The organism is Salipaludibacillus daqingensis (assembly GCF_029891575.1).
Lineage (GTDB): Bacteria > Bacillota > Bacilli > Bacillales > Salisediminibacteriaceae > Salipaludibacillus > Salipaludibacillus daqingensis.
In genome coordinates, this window is sequence record NZ_JARZHF010000001.1 from 132,766 (window position 1) to 148,397 (window position 15,632).

Annotated in this window: 14 protein-coding genes; 3 read left to right on the plus strand and 11 right to left on the minus strand. The window is 35.2% G+C overall.

Annotated elements, in window-relative coordinates:
- Positions 1–2: 2 nt before the first annotated feature.
- The 5 genes from napA to QDN89_RS00700 all read right to left on the minus strand — a co-directional run bounded on the left by napA (position 3) and on the right by QDN89_RS00700 (position 5,530).
- Positions 3–2,564 carry a nitrate reductase catalytic subunit NapA gene (gene napA, locus QDN89_RS00680; RefSeq protein ID WP_280768153.1) on the minus strand — a complete coding sequence of 854 codons (2,562 nt, stop codon included), beginning with the start codon at positions 2,562–2,564 and terminating at the stop codon, positions 3–5.
- Between the two features lie 167 nt (positions 2,565–2,731).
- Complete coding sequence (locus QDN89_RS00685) at positions 2,732–3,649, minus strand: hypothetical protein (protein ID WP_280768154.1); 918 nt, start codon at positions 3,647–3,649, stop codon at positions 2,732–2,734.
- A gap of 403 nt (positions 3,650–4,052) precedes the next feature.
- Complete coding sequence (tatC, locus tag QDN89_RS00690) at positions 4,053–4,790, minus strand: twin-arginine translocase subunit TatC (RefSeq protein ID WP_280768155.1); 738 nt, start codon at positions 4,788–4,790, stop codon at positions 4,053–4,055.
- 67 nt (positions 4,791–4,857) lie between these two features.
- Positions 4,858–5,052: a twin-arginine translocase TatA/TatE family subunit gene (locus tag QDN89_RS00695; RefSeq protein WP_280768156.1), complete on the minus strand. Its 195-nt coding sequence runs from the start codon at positions 5,050–5,052 to the stop codon at positions 4,858–4,860.
- 115 nt (positions 5,053–5,167) lie between these two features.
- Positions 5,168–5,530 carry a hypothetical protein gene (locus QDN89_RS00700; RefSeq protein WP_280768157.1) on the minus strand — a complete coding sequence of 121 codons (363 nt, stop codon included), beginning with the start codon at positions 5,528–5,530 and terminating at the stop codon, positions 5,168–5,170.
- A gap of 199 nt (positions 5,531–5,729) precedes the next feature.
- On the opposite strand from QDN89_RS00700, the gene QDN89_RS00705 reads away from it, so the two are divergent.
- Positions 5,730–6,623 carry a diacylglycerol/lipid kinase family protein gene (locus tag QDN89_RS00705; RefSeq protein ID WP_280768158.1) on the plus strand — a complete coding sequence of 298 codons (894 nt, stop codon included), beginning with the start codon at positions 5,730–5,732 and terminating at the stop codon, positions 6,621–6,623.
- Here QDN89_RS00705 and QDN89_RS00710 read toward each other — a convergent pair.
- From QDN89_RS00710 to QDN89_RS00725, 4 genes are read right to left on the minus strand one after another with little or no spacing between them, the layout of a single operon-like run.
- Positions 6,610–7,362, minus strand: a complete 753-nt coding sequence (locus QDN89_RS00710) for an NRDE family protein (protein ID WP_280768159.1) — start codon at positions 7,360–7,362, stop codon at positions 6,610–6,612. The genes QDN89_RS00705 and QDN89_RS00710 overlap by 14 nt on opposite strands.
- Before the next feature lie 2 nt (positions 7,363–7,364).
- A complete protein-coding gene (locus QDN89_RS00715) occupies positions 7,365–8,708 on the minus strand; it encodes a purine-cytosine permease family protein (RefSeq protein ID WP_280768160.1) in 1,344 nt (447 codons plus the stop codon).
- A gap of 9 nt (positions 8,709–8,717) precedes the next feature.
- Entirely contained in the window at positions 8,718–9,236 is a 519-nt protein-coding gene (locus QDN89_RS00720; protein WP_280768161.1) for a hypothetical protein, read from the minus strand.
- On the minus strand, positions 9,236–10,783 hold the full coding sequence (locus tag QDN89_RS00725; protein ID WP_280768162.1) for a GGDEF domain-containing protein: 1,548 nt from the start codon (positions 10,781–10,783) through the stop codon (positions 9,236–9,238). Before QDN89_RS00725 ends, QDN89_RS00720 begins: the two co-directional genes overlap by 1 nt.
- 428 nt (positions 10,784–11,211) lie before the next feature.
- Between QDN89_RS00725 and QDN89_RS00730 the strand changes: the two genes are divergently transcribed.
- Together QDN89_RS00730 and QDN89_RS00735 are read left to right on the plus strand one after the other, a co-directional pair.
- Positions 11,212–12,246 carry a toxic anion resistance protein gene (locus tag QDN89_RS00730; RefSeq protein WP_280768163.1) on the plus strand — a complete coding sequence of 345 codons (1,035 nt, stop codon included), beginning with the start codon at positions 11,212–11,214 and terminating at the stop codon, positions 12,244–12,246.
- A 27-nt stretch (positions 12,247–12,273) separates the two neighbouring features.
- The gene (locus QDN89_RS00735) at positions 12,274–13,209 is read left to right on the plus strand and encodes a hypothetical protein (protein ID WP_280768164.1); all 936 of its coding nucleotides are present in this window, start codon (positions 12,274–12,276) and stop codon (positions 13,207–13,209) included.
- A 95-nt stretch (positions 13,210–13,304) separates the two neighbouring features.
- On the opposite strand, the gene QDN89_RS00740 is transcribed toward QDN89_RS00735, so the two are convergent.
- Both QDN89_RS00740 and sigI read right to left on the minus strand, forming a co-directional pair.
- Positions 13,305–14,507, minus strand: coding sequence for an anti-sigma factor domain-containing protein (locus QDN89_RS00740; RefSeq protein WP_280768165.1), 1,203 nt, complete (start codon positions 14,505–14,507; stop codon positions 13,305–13,307).
- Positions 14,507–15,190: an RNA polymerase sigma-I factor gene (gene sigI / locus QDN89_RS00745; RefSeq protein WP_280768794.1), complete on the minus strand. Its 684-nt coding sequence runs from the start codon at positions 15,188–15,190 to the stop codon at positions 14,507–14,509. The genes QDN89_RS00740 and sigI overlap by 1 nt, the downstream gene beginning before the upstream one ends.
- Positions 15,191–15,632 lie beyond the last annotated feature (442 nt).

A 15,632-nucleotide genomic window follows, 5' to 3' on the forward strand; every position in this document is an offset into this window, starting at 1 on the left:
CCCTATACCTTCTCCAATTTTGCAGCACATTTTTTATAATCAGGTTGCTTTGAAATCGGACAATAGGCATCAAGTGTTGCATTATTAATCATTGTTTCTTCAGCAAAAAAGGGAACAAATAAATATCCTTTCGGTGGTTTCCCTCTACCTTTCAAGGTCGCCTTTACTTCCGTCTCTCCACGAACCGATTTCACTTTCACCATATCCCCTTCTGAAATACCTAATGATTCTGCATCATCTGGATGAATTTCACAAAAAGCTTCTGGTACAGCACGGTGGAGCTCAGGAACTCTTCTTGTCATGCTCCCACTATGCCAATGTTCCAATACACGCCCTGTACACAGCCAAAAAGGGTAATCATTATTAGGAATTTCCGCTGCATCTTCAAATGGTCGGAAAATGATGGAAGGTTTTTTATCATCAGATTTATAAAAAGATAAATTATCATATTTTCCTTTTTCACCAAATTCATCAATACCTATTTGATCAAAGCCGTCTGCTTGTTCCCCATCTGCATAACGCCATTTCGTTTCCATCCATTCTCCATTCACTTCACGAACAGGCCAACGCATGCCGTGCTGCTTTAGATATTCATCATAAGGAGCTAATTGCTTTGCACTTGTTTTTAATTCTTTTCCTAACTTTTTAACTTCTTCATTTTCATGTAAATGAGGGCTAGAGAACTTTCTGTATTCTTCCCATACGTTTCGACATACTTCTGTTTGATCTTGTTTTAAATCGTTCTTTTCATCATCCCATATGTCCGTTCCACCTTTACCGAATAATAAGTCAAAGGCATCATGATCACCAATTTTCTTCCCGTCTAAGACTCTTTTCGCTACTTGAACAAGTGCCCATAGATCCCATTTAGCTTCTCCTGGTGGCTCTTGGCATTTTTCAAAAATTGCATTCCTTCTTTCCGCATTTCCAAACATCCCTTCACGTTCTACCCACATCGCCGCAGGCAATACAACATTGGCCATTTCTGTAGAGCGAGTTGGATACACTTCACTTACGACGATAAAACCGTCAATGACACCTTTACCATTATCATCGACTCCTCGGAATCGATTCGTTTTTGGCATCGTTTGACCCCAGTTATTTGACATGCTCCACAAGAATTTCACATTGCCATTTCCTAATTCTCTAAACATTTTCACCGTATGATATCCAGGTTTGCTAATTGGATCTAAATAACCTTCTGGTAGATTCCAAATCATTTCTGAAAAACGTCTATGGTCAGGGTTTGATACGACAAGGTCTGCCGGAAGTCGGTGTGAAAATACACCTACTTCTCTTGCTGTTCCACATGCGCTCGGTTGACCTGTTAATGAAAAAGGACCACTACCTGGCTTGCTTATTTTCCCTGTTAACAAGTGAATATTATAAATTAAGTTGTTCATCCACGTGCCTCTTGTATGTTGATTTACACCCATCGTCCATGTTGACACTATTTTTTTATCAGGATCTGCAAATTCCTTTGCTAAAGCTTCCAATTGATCTTTAGGAACTCCAGAGATTTCTTCCACATATTCCAGCGTATAAGGATCAACCATTTCTTTGAACTCGTCAAAACTAATATTCCATACATCATTTGCCGTTGAGCCTTTCTCTGTCTCGTCATAATCATCATTCATGGCGTGACCTAACTGTTCTGTTCCTGCTCGGAACTGGCAATGATCTGAAATAAAATTTTCGTCATACGCTTTATTTTCAATAATATATCGAATAATACCATTAGCAATCGCTAAATCTGTCTGAGGACGGAAGATCAACGTCTCTTCAGCTGCTTCTGACGTCCGTGAATATCTCGTTGTAATATCGTAATGTTTAACGTGGTTCGCTGATTGTTTTCTAAACATTAATCGCGAATATAAAACAGGGTGCATTTCTGCCATGTTCGCTCCCCACGTGACAAATACATCAGCTTCATCTAGATCGTCGTAACAACCCATTGGTTCATCCGATTGAAACGTCGACATGAATCCGGTTACCGCACTAGCCATACATAATCTCGCATTCGGATCAATATTATTATTTAACAATCCTGCTTTCCATAATTTCGATGAAACATATCCTTCGTGAATGGTTTGCTGCCCAGATCCCCAGAAAGCGATCGATTGAGGGTCTTTTTCATGTGCATTTTTAAGGTTATCAGCAATCAAATCAAGTGCTTCTTCCCAACTCGCTTCTCTAAAACCATCCATTGTACCCTTTTTCATATTATCTTCACGGATTAGTGGCGTTGTCAGTCGGTCGTGTCCGAACATCACTTTTCCTAAGTAATATCCTTTAATGCAATTTAACCCTCGGTTGGAACGGTTATCTGGATCACCTTTGATGGAAATTACTTTCTCATCTTTGACACCTACAAGAACTCCACAACCTGTTCCACAATAACGACACACGGCTGTTTTCCATTCATCTGGTTCAACGGAAACCTTCCCCTCGGCTGCTGCAGTCATTTTTTCCGTTTCTTTGACGATAGGCTGAGAACAACCAGCTGCTGCTAGTGCTGCAGAAACTGCGGAGGCCTTGAGTAAACTTCTTCTCGTAACTTTCATTTCATTCCCTCCTACTTTCATTTCCAATTCATCCTTAATCTTAGTCTATAATCATTGCATTCTACTAAAAGTGATGAAAATCACGCTTACAATAAGCAAATTGTGTTAATTATGAACTTTTTGTGAATTTTACAATAAAAAAACACACCCTCTTAGTAGAGAGTGTGTTAAGTCAGTTTATTATACGACCACATCGAATGAAAGTACCGTTCTTCTTCGTAATTTTTGTCTGCAGGTAAATAAAACAGCTGCACGAGAATAATTGCTTGAATATACATAATCATCGTCATTTGTATGAGAATTGGAAACCTAAAACCTAAAGGCCATTGGAAATATAAAATAAACGGTTGCAGAGCAACAACTATAAAAAGGGGAAATCCGAACCAAAATAACAAGGACGATTTAGAACCTTTCCAAAGAGCGAATAATGGGATGAACGCAAGAATCATCATGGCTGAATGAGTAACCATTGCTGTTCGCTTGATCGCTTCAAAATTACCGTAATAAGCTAAAAAATGTGTAGATTCTTTATCATAATAAGGTTCCACAAATGGAAAAATCATACTGTTCATTAAATAATACGTAACAAACATAAAAGCTCCAGCAGATAAAATTCTAGCAGTCCAATCAAACAGACTACGTCTTTTAAAATAGTCATTCATTTGTTTGAAATATGGTTGTGGGTCACCATGTATAATTGGAAAACCTTTTACCATTAATATTGCCGTTGTTAATGAGATTCCACCAGATACGATAAAGACAGACTCAACTTGCACTCCTGTTTGCATAATATAATGAATAAGTCCTTGAATTCCGCCAGTTAAAAAGAAAAAATAAAAAAACAAACTTATAAACTTAGCACGTAATGTTAACGAAAATTGCTCAAAAAGTAAACTAACAAAAAATATCGTAATCACGTAGCTTAAAAATAAGAAAAACAACGCTGGAATGGTAAAGGTATGGTGAAGTGGAGGATAGAACAATCCTGATATATAGTCGGATAATAGATATACAAGCATACACCCAACTGCAATCATGACACTTACAACAATTCTTTGAGTATAATTATATGGAGATTTAGTCAATCGTTATCACACCCTTCTATTTTCCAACTCTAAACTTAAGTGGTTACCTTAAAAAAATATGGAAGACCTCTACTCGCTTTCCTGCGGACGGCTCGTCGTTCTTCCGCGAGAGTCTCGTTGAGTTTTGATTTTCATCCGTCATGTTGCGGAGATATTCGCACCGGTGTCTTTCCACTTAAAGAGTGAAATTTATTTTTACTACCTTTATTGTCTTACAAAAAGCTCAAAAGTGGAGAGGATTAAATGACAATTTGTTGAAAACGCTATGGCTATTTCGTTCACATTTAACTTACTAGATTGGCCAAAAGAATAAAGAAGGGAATTAAAGCGACTCTAGAAGTAACGTTTTCATAGTAAGAAAAAACGTCTTCCCCGAGAACGGAAAAGACGTTAATGAAAAAAATTATTCACTTTCTTCCTCAACTTGCTGCTGTTTCTTTTTCTTTCTTCTAAAAACGATTCTCGACAGGTTTATACTGATTTCATATAAAAGAAGTAACGGTATAATCACTAAAATATCCGATATAAAATCTGGCGGTGAAATAAGTACACTAACAACAATTAGTGCAAAATAGGCATATTTTCGATTTTTTCTCATTCCATCAGGAGTAATGATTCCAATACTCGTTAAAAACATAACGACCAATGGCATTTCAAATAAAATACTAAATGGAATCGTCATTCTAAGCACAAATTGAAAATATTTATCTGCCGTAAACATCGTTTGAAATGTTCCACTACCGAGATCGAGAAGAAATCCAAGGACAATCGGTAATACAACAAAGTAACCGAAGGCGAGACCACCTGCAAACAAAACAAATGATGCTGGTATGTAAATAATCGTTGCCTTCTGCTCCCGTTTCGTTAATGCAGGTTTAACAAATAACCATATTTGAAATATTAAAACCGGCACAGTTAAAGCAAGTGCAATCACTGCAGCCAAAGTGAAATATATCATAATGATATCCAACGGCCCTAATACGGCTAAAGTCATATCTAGATCTTTTGTAAACCATTCATAAATGTCTCTGACAAAAATAAAAACACCAATAAATAACACAATAAAAACGCCGAGGACAATCATGATTCTTCTTCTTAATTCATCGAGATGATCTAGTATATTCATGCTTTGATCTGACATGATCGGCTCCCCCTTGAAACGTGAAAAAGATGCGAGATAGAAGCACCCCACACCTCTTCATCTATTATCATTGATGGTCATTCTTCTTTTTATTATCTTCTTCTTCATCATCATCTTTTGTTAATTCTTTCGTCGAATTCTTAAATTCCTTTAACGTTTGACCCATAGCGCGGCCAATTTCCGGAAGTTTTTTAGGACCAAAAATAATTAACGCAATGACTAAAATTAATATAAGCCCAGGAATACCAATATTGGAAATCATACTAACCCCCCTCAGCTGACTAAATATCAGCACAATCTTTCCTTACATTTCTATTATAAGGGTATCAACATGATTTTACTATACATCTATAAAATTCTCATAGAAAATTCATAATTCACTGATCATCAGAATACTGACTCAAAAGATCATCAATCGGAACTCCATCGCCATAACCCACAGCATCACCATATTTCACTTTGTGAGGTTTAGTTGAGGACGTTTCTTCAGGAATATCAAAGTCTTTTTCTACATCATCGGTCACATCTAGCACAACATCACTTTCCTTGTCTATGTTATCCTCTGGCAATTCTTCTTCTTCAATAACCACTTGGTCCATTTCATTATTTTCCGTAAGCTCTTTAGGGTCAACATCTTGAGACAACTCGTTATTATTTCCTTCAAAAACAATCGTAATAAAAGTTGTCCATACCGTAACCATAAGAATTGCAGCGAAACTTAGCGTAATCCACTTCATCATATTCGATCCACCCTTTATAAACTTTTTTTCCTAAATACTTCCTAAAATCATCCCTGATCCTATACTTTGTCCTACGTAAAAGCATCCATAAAGTATAAAATTTACCCTACATTATATTAAATGCTATAATTATGAACAACTAGTTTCATAGCAAAGTGTATAAAACGTCCGCTCTCATTTTGATACAAGGAGTCATCACATGTATATTATCATCGTAAATTCACATTCCGGTCGATTAACATTTCGAGAAGTGTCGAAACAGCTTTCCATGAATTCCGATATATCTTTTGTACCATATTTTACAGGTGATTATCAAGAGGAAGAACTTTGGACTCATGCCATAAGGTTTATAAAAGAGAATATACCTACGATTCAAGGAATTATTATTGTCGGGGGCGACGGTACGTTTCATCAAGCTATCAATCATTTACATAATTTTGAGATCCCCTTAGGTCTTATTCCGACTGGATCAGCAAATGATTTCGCCAAAGCGTTAAAGATCCCTTCTAATGAAAAAAAAGCCCTGTCTAGAATTAGAGCTGGAAATCCCAAAACCTATGATTTATTTAAAGTAAATGATGAATGGGTTCATTCTTTAGCCGGTATGGGGGTAGATGCTGAAACTGCGATTAAATCTATTTCGTCTCCATTAAAAAAATGGCTCAATCGCGCATTTCTTGGAAGGTTAACCTATTTGTTAACCTTTTTCACTGTGATAAAAGATTACAAACCATTTCAAATGAAATTAACATTTCAAGATGGAGAATCCCTTACTTATGAACGTGTTTGGCTTCTAGCTATCGGTAATACCGCTTATTATGGGGGTGGGATTCCCATTTGTCCGAAAGCTGATCCACAAGATGGAAAATTAGAAATAACTATTGTCCACTCTCTTTCTTTAATTACTCTATTATTTGTTTTACCAACGGTGTTTTTTCGCTTACATACGATGCTTCCTTATGTTGAAACGATGCAAGCAAAAGCATTATCTGTTAAAACAAGTCAGCCCGTTTTAGTTCAAGCTGACGGGGAGAAAGCGGGCTATACCCCTCAGACAATAACGATAAAACCGAAATCGATTAAAATTTTTTAAGTGGGAATTCGTAAGTCACTTGTTTTTCATCTTCACCAAACGTTTTTTCAATGAATGTTGCCTTTCCATGTCGATCAACTAAGATTACTGTACTACATTTCGTTCCATACTTATCTGTACGTATATGAATTGGGGATAACATTCTTTCTAGTTCCAAACCAACACCAGTATTCGGTAGCTCCGAATCAGCGAACGGCTCCGATTGAGAAAGTTGCTCAAACAAATAGTTAATCATATGTTGTTCCGAAAATGTCTCTAGCTTTTCCATTCCTTTTGCCAATTTTTTAGCTTTCGGCCATGGTGTATTCAGGGTTGCATTACTCAAAACATGTATTCCGCTTTTCAACGTTTCGTCTGCAAAAGATTGGTTTGTCGTATAAGCTAGTTCGCGAATGTTGCCATACAACAAATTAAACCCATCAAAAGATTCTTTTTCTTTCATCATTTCATTAAATTTATTACGATTATTAAAAAAAGTAGAGATGATCTCACCTCTAGAAACAGAAGATGGTTTAGCTAACTCTCCAGTTCTCACATTTGTGAGTGCTGCAATCTCTCCTGAAGCTGATAACCCTAGCCAAGTTCCACCTTTTTCTAAGTCTTTTCCTGCTACTAAAAAAGGATTCGCCTTCCAAAAGTGAGCTTCTTTTGTCTTCCTTTGATAAAACTCATCTCGATTAGCACAAAAGATAAACGGAAATTGCTCATTTACTCCGATTGCTACTCCGATTAAACACATCGTTAAACCTCCTTCTTTCCTAAAATGTGATGCCCTAAAAGATAAACGAGAAAGGACAGAATAAATACAAGAAATCCAGGGGAGTAACTAGATGGAATCAAGAAATAAACTGCCATTCCTAATAATGTCGTAATAAAACCAAGACGATTCAATCGTTTTCCCCCACGAGCTAAAAGATCTAACGACTCCGTGGAAATGGATAATTTTTTTATAACTAAAAAGTCAGCAACAATCACAGCAGATAGTGGGATAATGAATGCTCCTAAAAATGATATAAAATTTTCCGCCTCATCAACTACACCTGGATAGCCACTGAGCAAAATTCCCCCTACCCCAAAGATGACCGCACTTCTCACACGTCCTAAACGTGGAACGCTATTTAATAAACTATACCCTCCAGTATAAGCATTATTCATATTGATTGTTAGCATACTAAACAAAGCTGCTATCATAATAATTCCGAATAGAACAGGGGAGTTTGTCCACTGACTACTAATTAAAAATGGATTCCAATGATTTGCAACTGCAGCCGTATAAGCTCCTAATATTGCCGTAAAGAAAAAACCAATCCCATTTCCTAAATAAATTCCAAAGAAAGCGTGTTTAGAAGAACGGCTATACCTTGATAAATCAGCAGAAGAACTCACTCCAGAAACATACTGAACAAATGCTAAACTGCCATAAAAAAACATCGCTGATATACTACCGTTATTTTGAGTTGATATTACCTGAAAAAAAGACGTACCTTCAGGATTGGACGTGAAAAACACGTAAAAAATGCAGACAGCAGCAAATAGTAAAAAAGGTGTCATATAAGTTGTTACTTTTTTCATTGCGTGAAAACCAACAATAGCTAAATACACCATGCATATCGCTAACATCATTGACAAAAAGATAAATGGAATATGGATATCTAAAGCTCTTCTTATCATTTCTTGCAAAATCAAAGTCCCACCAATTGTTTGCACACTAAACCAATATAACGAAGTCATCGTTCTTACCGGAGATGATAACCACATGGAACCTCTATCTCCAATGATTGTTCTTATAGCATATTGGGATGGCAAACCATACTTTGCACCTGGTAGCGATAAAAGTGACACAAATAAAAAAGCAATCCAAGCTCCTAGAACGGTAGAAATAACTGCGAAAGTAAAAGAAAGTCCACCTTCTAACACAGCTAATGCAGGAATCAACATGTTTCCTGCATTAATGGATACGGCTACCTGAATTCGAATGTAATCCCAAGCTGAACTAGTTTTCATATGGGAGGGAACTGGCTCTAAACCAAGTCGTTCAATTTTTGTGATTTGTTTTTGTGTATGAGCCTTCATTTCCTCCAACATACCTCACTCCTAAACTCCTTCAATCGGTTCATCTACAATTAATATTCTATCATCTCTTCTAATTTGCCGATATGCTTCCTCAATAAAGGCTTTTCGTGTCCGTTTGTGCATCAGAACGTAAGATCTCATCTCTTCATATTCTTTTTCATTAATTTTTTGTTCATGTCTCCAACGTTCTAATAATGGAATCCTAAAATGTTTCCAATCCATAAAAGCTATGTTTAAGACTTGATCAGATTCATTCACTGTAATCATTAACCCTTCATGAACAGGAAAAATAAAAGATCGAAACACAGGTTTGGCATGAAAATGATTGATTTTAGCATTAAATATATCGGGATTTCGGTTAGGAAGCGAGACAAAATAAGTCAATTCTTCAAATGAGAAGTGAACATCATTGATCATTGTGTGCAATTTAGTAAACTTTTTTTCTGACCTACGTTTTATAAGAAATTGAAAAAAAGATCGACTAAAAAGAACCACGGAAGTGAGTGTTAAAAAACTAGATAAAATAACTAAAATTAACATCAGCGACACACCTCACTTTTTTTTTCATAAAAACAGACCGTTCTGTCTCTACCTAGATTCTTCGCTTCATAAACTGCCTCATCGGCAAGGTGAATTAATTGCTCACATTTTGTAGTTGTCTCTGGATATGAAGCGACACCGATGCTAGCCGTAATCCTTCCAAATGGTTGTGCTTCCATCCCTTTAAAGGAATAGCTACGAATCGTTTCACGAATCTTCTCAGCTACTTGAACCCCTTTGTCTATACCTGCTTTTGGTAATAGTATAACAAACTCTTCTCCACCAAACCGGCAAACGATGTCTTCATCGTTGACTGCATCAGACAGGATTTGTCCCATTTGAATTAGTACTTCATTCCCTAGTAAATGCCCATGGGTGTCATTAAACACTTTGAAATGATCAATATCCATTACTAATGCCGTTAGATCCGTTTTATTTGATTCAGCAGACTCTTGTAAATGTGGAAACATCCTGTCCAAAAATCGCTTGTTTTTTAACTTAGTTAATGCATCTTCTATGGCCATACTCTCTGTTTTTTCATAGAGCATGGCATTTTCAATCGCCATTGCTCCCTGAGTAGCTAGTGGCATGATATTGTCTAAATCCTCATATTCGATTGGTTTTTGATCAACTATGTTATCAATCATCATTAACCCGATGACTTTCCCCCTTGTGAGCAAGGGAATAATCGCAAATTGTTTCATTGAAAATCTATCTTTTATTGATTGGAGCAAGTCATCAGAATCAAGAACGTTATCTTCCACGATGATTGGTTCTTTTTCCGTTAACACAAAGTGGAAAAGTTGATGAGTTTCATTAATATGTATTTGATAAGATCGTATCATTTGATTTAATTCATGATCATTCATTTCTGCTTCTCGCTGCAATTTTATAAAATCTCGTAACGTTAGCTTTTGGCTCACAACATTTTCCCATATTACATGCCCTTCTTCCACACTCAAAGGTCCAATTGCTAAACGCCCTGAAAAACTATTAGAACTTTCATCACTTTGAATGAAAATAAAAGCACGATTGAATCCTAATCCATATCCTGCTGTTACAGCAGTTAAAAAAATATGCATTAATTTGTCTAATTTCAATGTACTTTGCAATGCTAATGATACTTCCCTTAAAACATGTAAATTTTTCGATTGCTTGTAAAAGAAATTTTGCCAACGATTTAATCGATAGTTTTGTAAATTAAAATAATGAAATATTCCTGCAGTTGAAAAAGAAAAAAGTAAATATCCACTCGTAATAAAGAGCAAATCATTTGGGTATAATTCGACCATATTATAGATAGCTATTAATATCAAAGCACCACTAAATGAACCGATCCACTTATAAGAAGCAGCTAACACAAATAAAACAATAAGCCCTAACCAAACAGCGTGTTCAAAACCTATTACTGCGGCATTTACAACTGAGAATAAAGTACCAGAAATGACGAAAATACTTTTATTTATATGATGAGTATATCTAAATCTTAAAAAGTTGATAAACAAGAAAAAGATAGTATTTAACAAAATAACGATGACTGGCATCATGTTTGATTCACCTCCGCATGGATTATAAGACCAATTAACTGGATACTATTTTTCATTACATCGAAAGCGCAAGCGCTTGCATCTAATTGAGAAAACGTTTCCAATATCCTGTTACCATATTACCATAATACAAGATCCTTGAAAGAAAATATTTCATTAATCAACTTCAATTGTTTACATTCCATAATACCTGTATAATTGAGGTAAATAAGCCCTCCCCTGCATGATATGCATGAAGAAAAGAATGATAAATTTGATTCATGTATTTTTTCATGCTCGATGATTCCTGAAACTTTCAGCAATGTTGTTCGTATTGGAGAGTAGTTAACTTTTTTATTGACATGACTTTCAATCGTTTTTCAAAAATTGCACCTAAACGGTGAATGAATAGAAATAATGGTAATGACTAAAAAACGGAGGTAATAAATATGAATCAAAATGATAACAATCCTAATACTTCTCCTGTAAAAGATAAACAAGCGTCGCAGTATGTCGAAGAGATAAGATCACAAGAAAATTTAAATGATATTCTTAATTCCATCGGCAAATTAGGAACAAGGGAACAAGAAAAAGCTGGGGAATCTTTAGAGGCATTAAAAAGACCTGTCAGTGATATGATGAATAACCCCAACAATGAATTGCCTGATCAACTCTCTAAATTAAAAGATGTCGTATCTGATCTTGAACCTAATTATTTACAAGAAGGAAAATTTAAACAGTTTCTATCTAAAATCATTCGTAAAAGTCCCGCCGAAAAATACGCTCAAAAGTATCAATCCATCGAATCAGAAGTTGAAACGATCATTGGCTCTCTTCTTCATGGAAAAGATCGATTGCAAGAGGATACTGTTATGCTCCATCAATTAAAAGATGTTGCTAGAGAGCGAATTACAGGGCTAAATGAACAAATCGGTGTGGGAAAACAATTAAATGAAATGCTTGAACAAGAAATACAAAAAGATGAATGGAAAGACGACCCTTCCGTTGTCCAAAAAGGCCAACAAAAAGTGTTATCTAGAGTTAAAAATATGCAACAAGCCGTCCTTGTTCTTCAGCAGTCACTAGCTTCTGTTGATATTATTGTTGAAAATAATGATAAATTAGAAGAAGCCATTTTCAATGCTATTACAATGACTAAAAATATCATTACTGTAACAGCTTCTATTCAGTTATCATTAAGCAATCAAAAACGAGTCATTGACGCAGTTCAAAGTGTGAACAAAACAACCGAGTCAATGCTATTAAATAACGCCCAAATGCTAAAATCCAATACAGAAGAAACGCTAAAAACATTAGAAGAACCTGCTGTTGCAATGGAAACATTTAAAAAGGCTTACGAAGATGTCTATTCCGCTATTGAGATGACAGAACAGTCAAACACACGAATTATTGAATCCAGCAAAAAATTCATTACTGAAATGGAACAATTAAACGAACAAATGGAACACAAACTATTGAAATAGACCTGATAAGAATGAGGGGTGAATCCTTTGAATTGGCGTGAGAGACTATGGGAACAAAATTGGATCATTCCGTTATTACCTAATTATATGAAACCGTTAGACGAACCAAGCTTGTTAAATGAACACACCAAGGAATTCGTTTATGAAGCAGAGGAATTTATTTCAGATCTCTCGGCTCTATCAGAGTTACCTCGATTAGATAAAACGTTTAAAAGAAGTATTCAAGGGTTCTCTTATAAAATTAAAATTAAACAAAAAAAAATTCATGTGGAAATGATTGATACAAACAAATCTTCTTCAAATATCAAAAAAAGAGTATATATTACCACGTTTCGAAAGAATATAAAAATGGAAAATGGATTCGGTAAAGTGATAGATTCGACAATTTATTATCAGCTTCACGGAAAAACGGTTGTTAGAAACATTCGTAAACATCCTTTTTTCATCTCGATTTTTCATCATTTGCATCGGCTTGATTTATCCCTTTCTGGTGAAACACTTCCCGATAATCCAGTTAAGGTCACATCTAAAAATGAAGAAGTTCAACAACTAGAGCCAACCGCTGATAATCAAGACCAAGTAAAAGCACTTTTAAGCTCTGCTGAACATACGTACAAACAATTCAGAGCAATTGATCATAAGGTTGATCAATCATTACGAGATTTATTAACAGAAATTGAACGTTGCACCGAAGAGTATCAATTATTAGATTTAGAAGAAAAGCATCATATGAAACGTATGATTCAACATGATTTACCAAATTTGCTAAACACGTATGATACCTTATCAGAAGAACAAAAACGCTCTTCTTTCCATGAGATGGTTACTTCAATTAAAAATATGAGCAGTTTTTTGCAAAAGCAAGCAAATGATTTACAGTCAACTCGCATGGACAGAATGAATTATTTATTGAAACTTAATGAATTGCGTTACGAACAAAATGACGACACAAAAAAGATGTAAGCAATTTATCTGCTTACATCTTTTTATATTTAACTTTGAGGACGACAATGCCAAAAAGTATTTCCGGTCCCTATCATTTATCTATCTTTTAATATTTATCTACCATTTGGCTTCGAGTTGGATTTTCCGCTACTAGCATGGTCTGGCTTCCCAGTGGCGTTTCCATTGTTTCCGCTGCTTCCGCCGTTTCCGTTGGATTTATTGCTGTTTCCATTATTAGTCGACGAATTTTTGTTACCTTTATTTTCACTCTTGTTATTCTTTTCTTTATTACTATTGTCTTTTTTGTCTTTTTTGCCTGAATTGTTATCTTTTTTGTCTTTTTTACCTTCTCCATTATTCTCTTTATCTTTATTATTATTGGCATTCCCTTTCCCAGGGTGTTCTTCTTTATGAGGATGAGATTGTTTCCCTGCCGGATTCAATGATTCCTCCTCGTTTTCCTCCGTCTGATCGTCATCCAACGAATTATTTAATTCTGCCGCTTTAGGTTCTATATAGGAATGATCAGATCCGCTGGTATCATCATCGTTTTCATCTTCTTCTGATGAATCGTTTAATACACTATCTACCTCAGGAATCTCACTAAAATCTTGGCCTATTGCTTGTTCAATATCAGTCATTGCTGTATCAGAAAGATCTTTCAGGTCGAAGCTCTTTCCTTCATTATTAGAAAATAAAAATAATTTCGCAGGTGAAACGGAAAGTTCTTTCGCATCTTCCATCATTTCATCATCCACTAATACATAGTGGATATCAAAGTTATATTCATCAGAAACAGACATGGACCAAGACTCAAATTCCACCTCATCTTGAAAAGATAAAGCTGAACTTAAATATATGGAGCGTGTATCTTTCATCATTCCTTGATCAAGGCTTTCTTTTAATAGTTCGCTTGCAGCATTAAAGAGATTCATGCCTTCCAATGGCTTTTCTATTTTCTTTAATAATCTCTTTCCCTTTTCGTTATATCCAACTGTTGAAACAATTTCATAATGATCATTCACCGCTAATTCAACACTAGGATTCATATCCAAAGAAACGACACCATATACCGTTGATGTCTGAAAAAATGACGATATAGGAAATATAAGTAAAATTGCAAGTACAGAAGCAAGTGGCACACTGTACATTTTTCTTTCAAAAAAAGTCGAAAATTGATAAAGAGGTAAAGCTGAATACGATACTTCTTCCCCTATATCAACAGCCTTTTTTGTCTTTGCTCGGATAAATTGCCCATCTTTCGTCAAGACGATCATATGTCTGTTCGTGACCTCCATGACGACCCCTTTTTTCACTATAACCACTCCCTCAAATAGTCCTTTAAATATTGATAGTCCTCTAACAAAACAATGACCAGCGCAATAATATATTTGCGGTTTCTTTCTATAGTTTTTCTACTCATCGTAATATATTCCATAAGCTGTTTTACAGGTAGCCGCTTTTTTTGCATGAGTATCTTCAACAAATCTTCATGTTCAATGATTGTTTTGGCGATTTTAACCATATTTACTCTTGCATCTGTATGTTTTGGACACTGAGCAGCAATTTCGCTTAACTGAATTTCAAACAAAGATAATCTCTCTTGAAAATGATGAATTTCTTCTTTTCGATATTCTCTTTCCATTCCTTGATAATAATCTTGGAAAGAAGCAGATACTTCGGCAATATTTTCCATATTTTCTCTATCTTCTTCTTTATAATCAAGAGACAAAGATGTTTTCTTCCGCTGCTCCATTCGAATATAGTCAATAACTCTTCTTCTAATCACTAGACTAGCAAAGGAAAGAAAAGAACTTCCTTTATCTGGAGAATATTTATGAATTGCTTCACTAAAAGCGATCATTGCAATACTAAATTCGTCATCAGAAGATGGATTAATATATCTTTTACAAACACCTGATGTCACTTTTTTTATAAATGGAATGTATTGATCAATTAGTTCATTCTCTGCATGCTCATTAAGTCCTTTTTGGATCATTTCAATTGTTTCATTTAATTCATTATTATGATTTGGTTTGGCTAAAAGGCGCTTTAGCACAACAAACACCTCACTATGTGTTCAGTATTATGGTTCGCGGCTCTCATAAATTATATGGGGGCACATCTAAATATCATATACAAAAATATTATATCTGACAGGTGACTATGTTCCTAACTATCGATTACGTTTCGATGTTAGAAGCTTTACAAAGTTATGACGAAATGATATCAGTCTTTTACTTTCTGCATCTAACATGTAACGTCTATCCTATTCAGTCGGCAATGGTTGATAAATTCTTTTGTAATATAATCGTACAAACGAACATCCCTTACTTTTAAAGACCTAGATCATAAGATCTATAAATATAATGTATCTTTGCCTATTCTATCTTTAAAACGTTATTAAAATCATTTTCATTAGTAAAATTAATGTATAAATA

What these genes read in the sequence shown, in the direction of transcription:
- napA (WP_280768153.1), bottom strand. Translation starts at nt 2,564, where the DNA reads ATGAAAGTTACGAGAAGAAGTTTACTCAAGGCCTCCGCAGTTTCTGCA.
- tatC (WP_280768155.1), bottom strand. Translation starts at nt 4,790, where the DNA reads ATGTCAGATCAAAGCATGAATATACTAGATCATCTCGATGAATTAAGA.
- QDN89_RS00695 (WP_280768156.1), bottom strand. Translation starts at nt 5,052, where the DNA reads ATGATTTCCAATATTGGTATTCCTGGGCTTATATTAATTTTAGTCATT.
- QDN89_RS00700 (WP_280768157.1), bottom strand. Translation starts at nt 5,530, where the DNA reads ATGATGAAGTGGATTACGCTAAGTTTCGCTGCAATTCTTATGGTTACG.
- QDN89_RS00705 (WP_280768158.1), top strand. Translation starts at nt 5,730, where the DNA reads ATGTATATTATCATCGTAAATTCACATTCCGGTCGATTAACATTTCGA.
- QDN89_RS00710 (WP_280768159.1), bottom strand. Translation starts at nt 7,362, where the DNA reads ATGTGTTTAATCGGAGTAGCAATCGGAGTAAATGAGCAATTTCCGTTT.
- QDN89_RS00715 (WP_280768160.1), bottom strand. Translation starts at nt 8,708, where the DNA reads ATGTTGGAGGAAATGAAGGCTCATACACAAAAACAAATCACAAAAATT.
- QDN89_RS00720 (WP_280768161.1), bottom strand. Translation starts at nt 9,236, where the DNA reads ATGTTAATTTTAGTTATTTTATCTAGTTTTTTAACACTCACTTCCGTG.
- QDN89_RS00725 (WP_280768162.1), bottom strand. Translation starts at nt 10,783, where the DNA reads ATGATGCCAGTCATCGTTATTTTGTTAAATACTATCTTTTTCTTGTTT.
- QDN89_RS00730 (WP_280768163.1), top strand. Translation starts at nt 11,212, where the DNA reads ATGAATCAAAATGATAACAATCCTAATACTTCTCCTGTAAAAGATAAA.
- sigI (WP_280768794.1), bottom strand. Translation starts at nt 15,190, where the DNA reads ATGATCCAAAAAGGACTTAATGAGCATGCAGAGAATGAACTAATTGAT.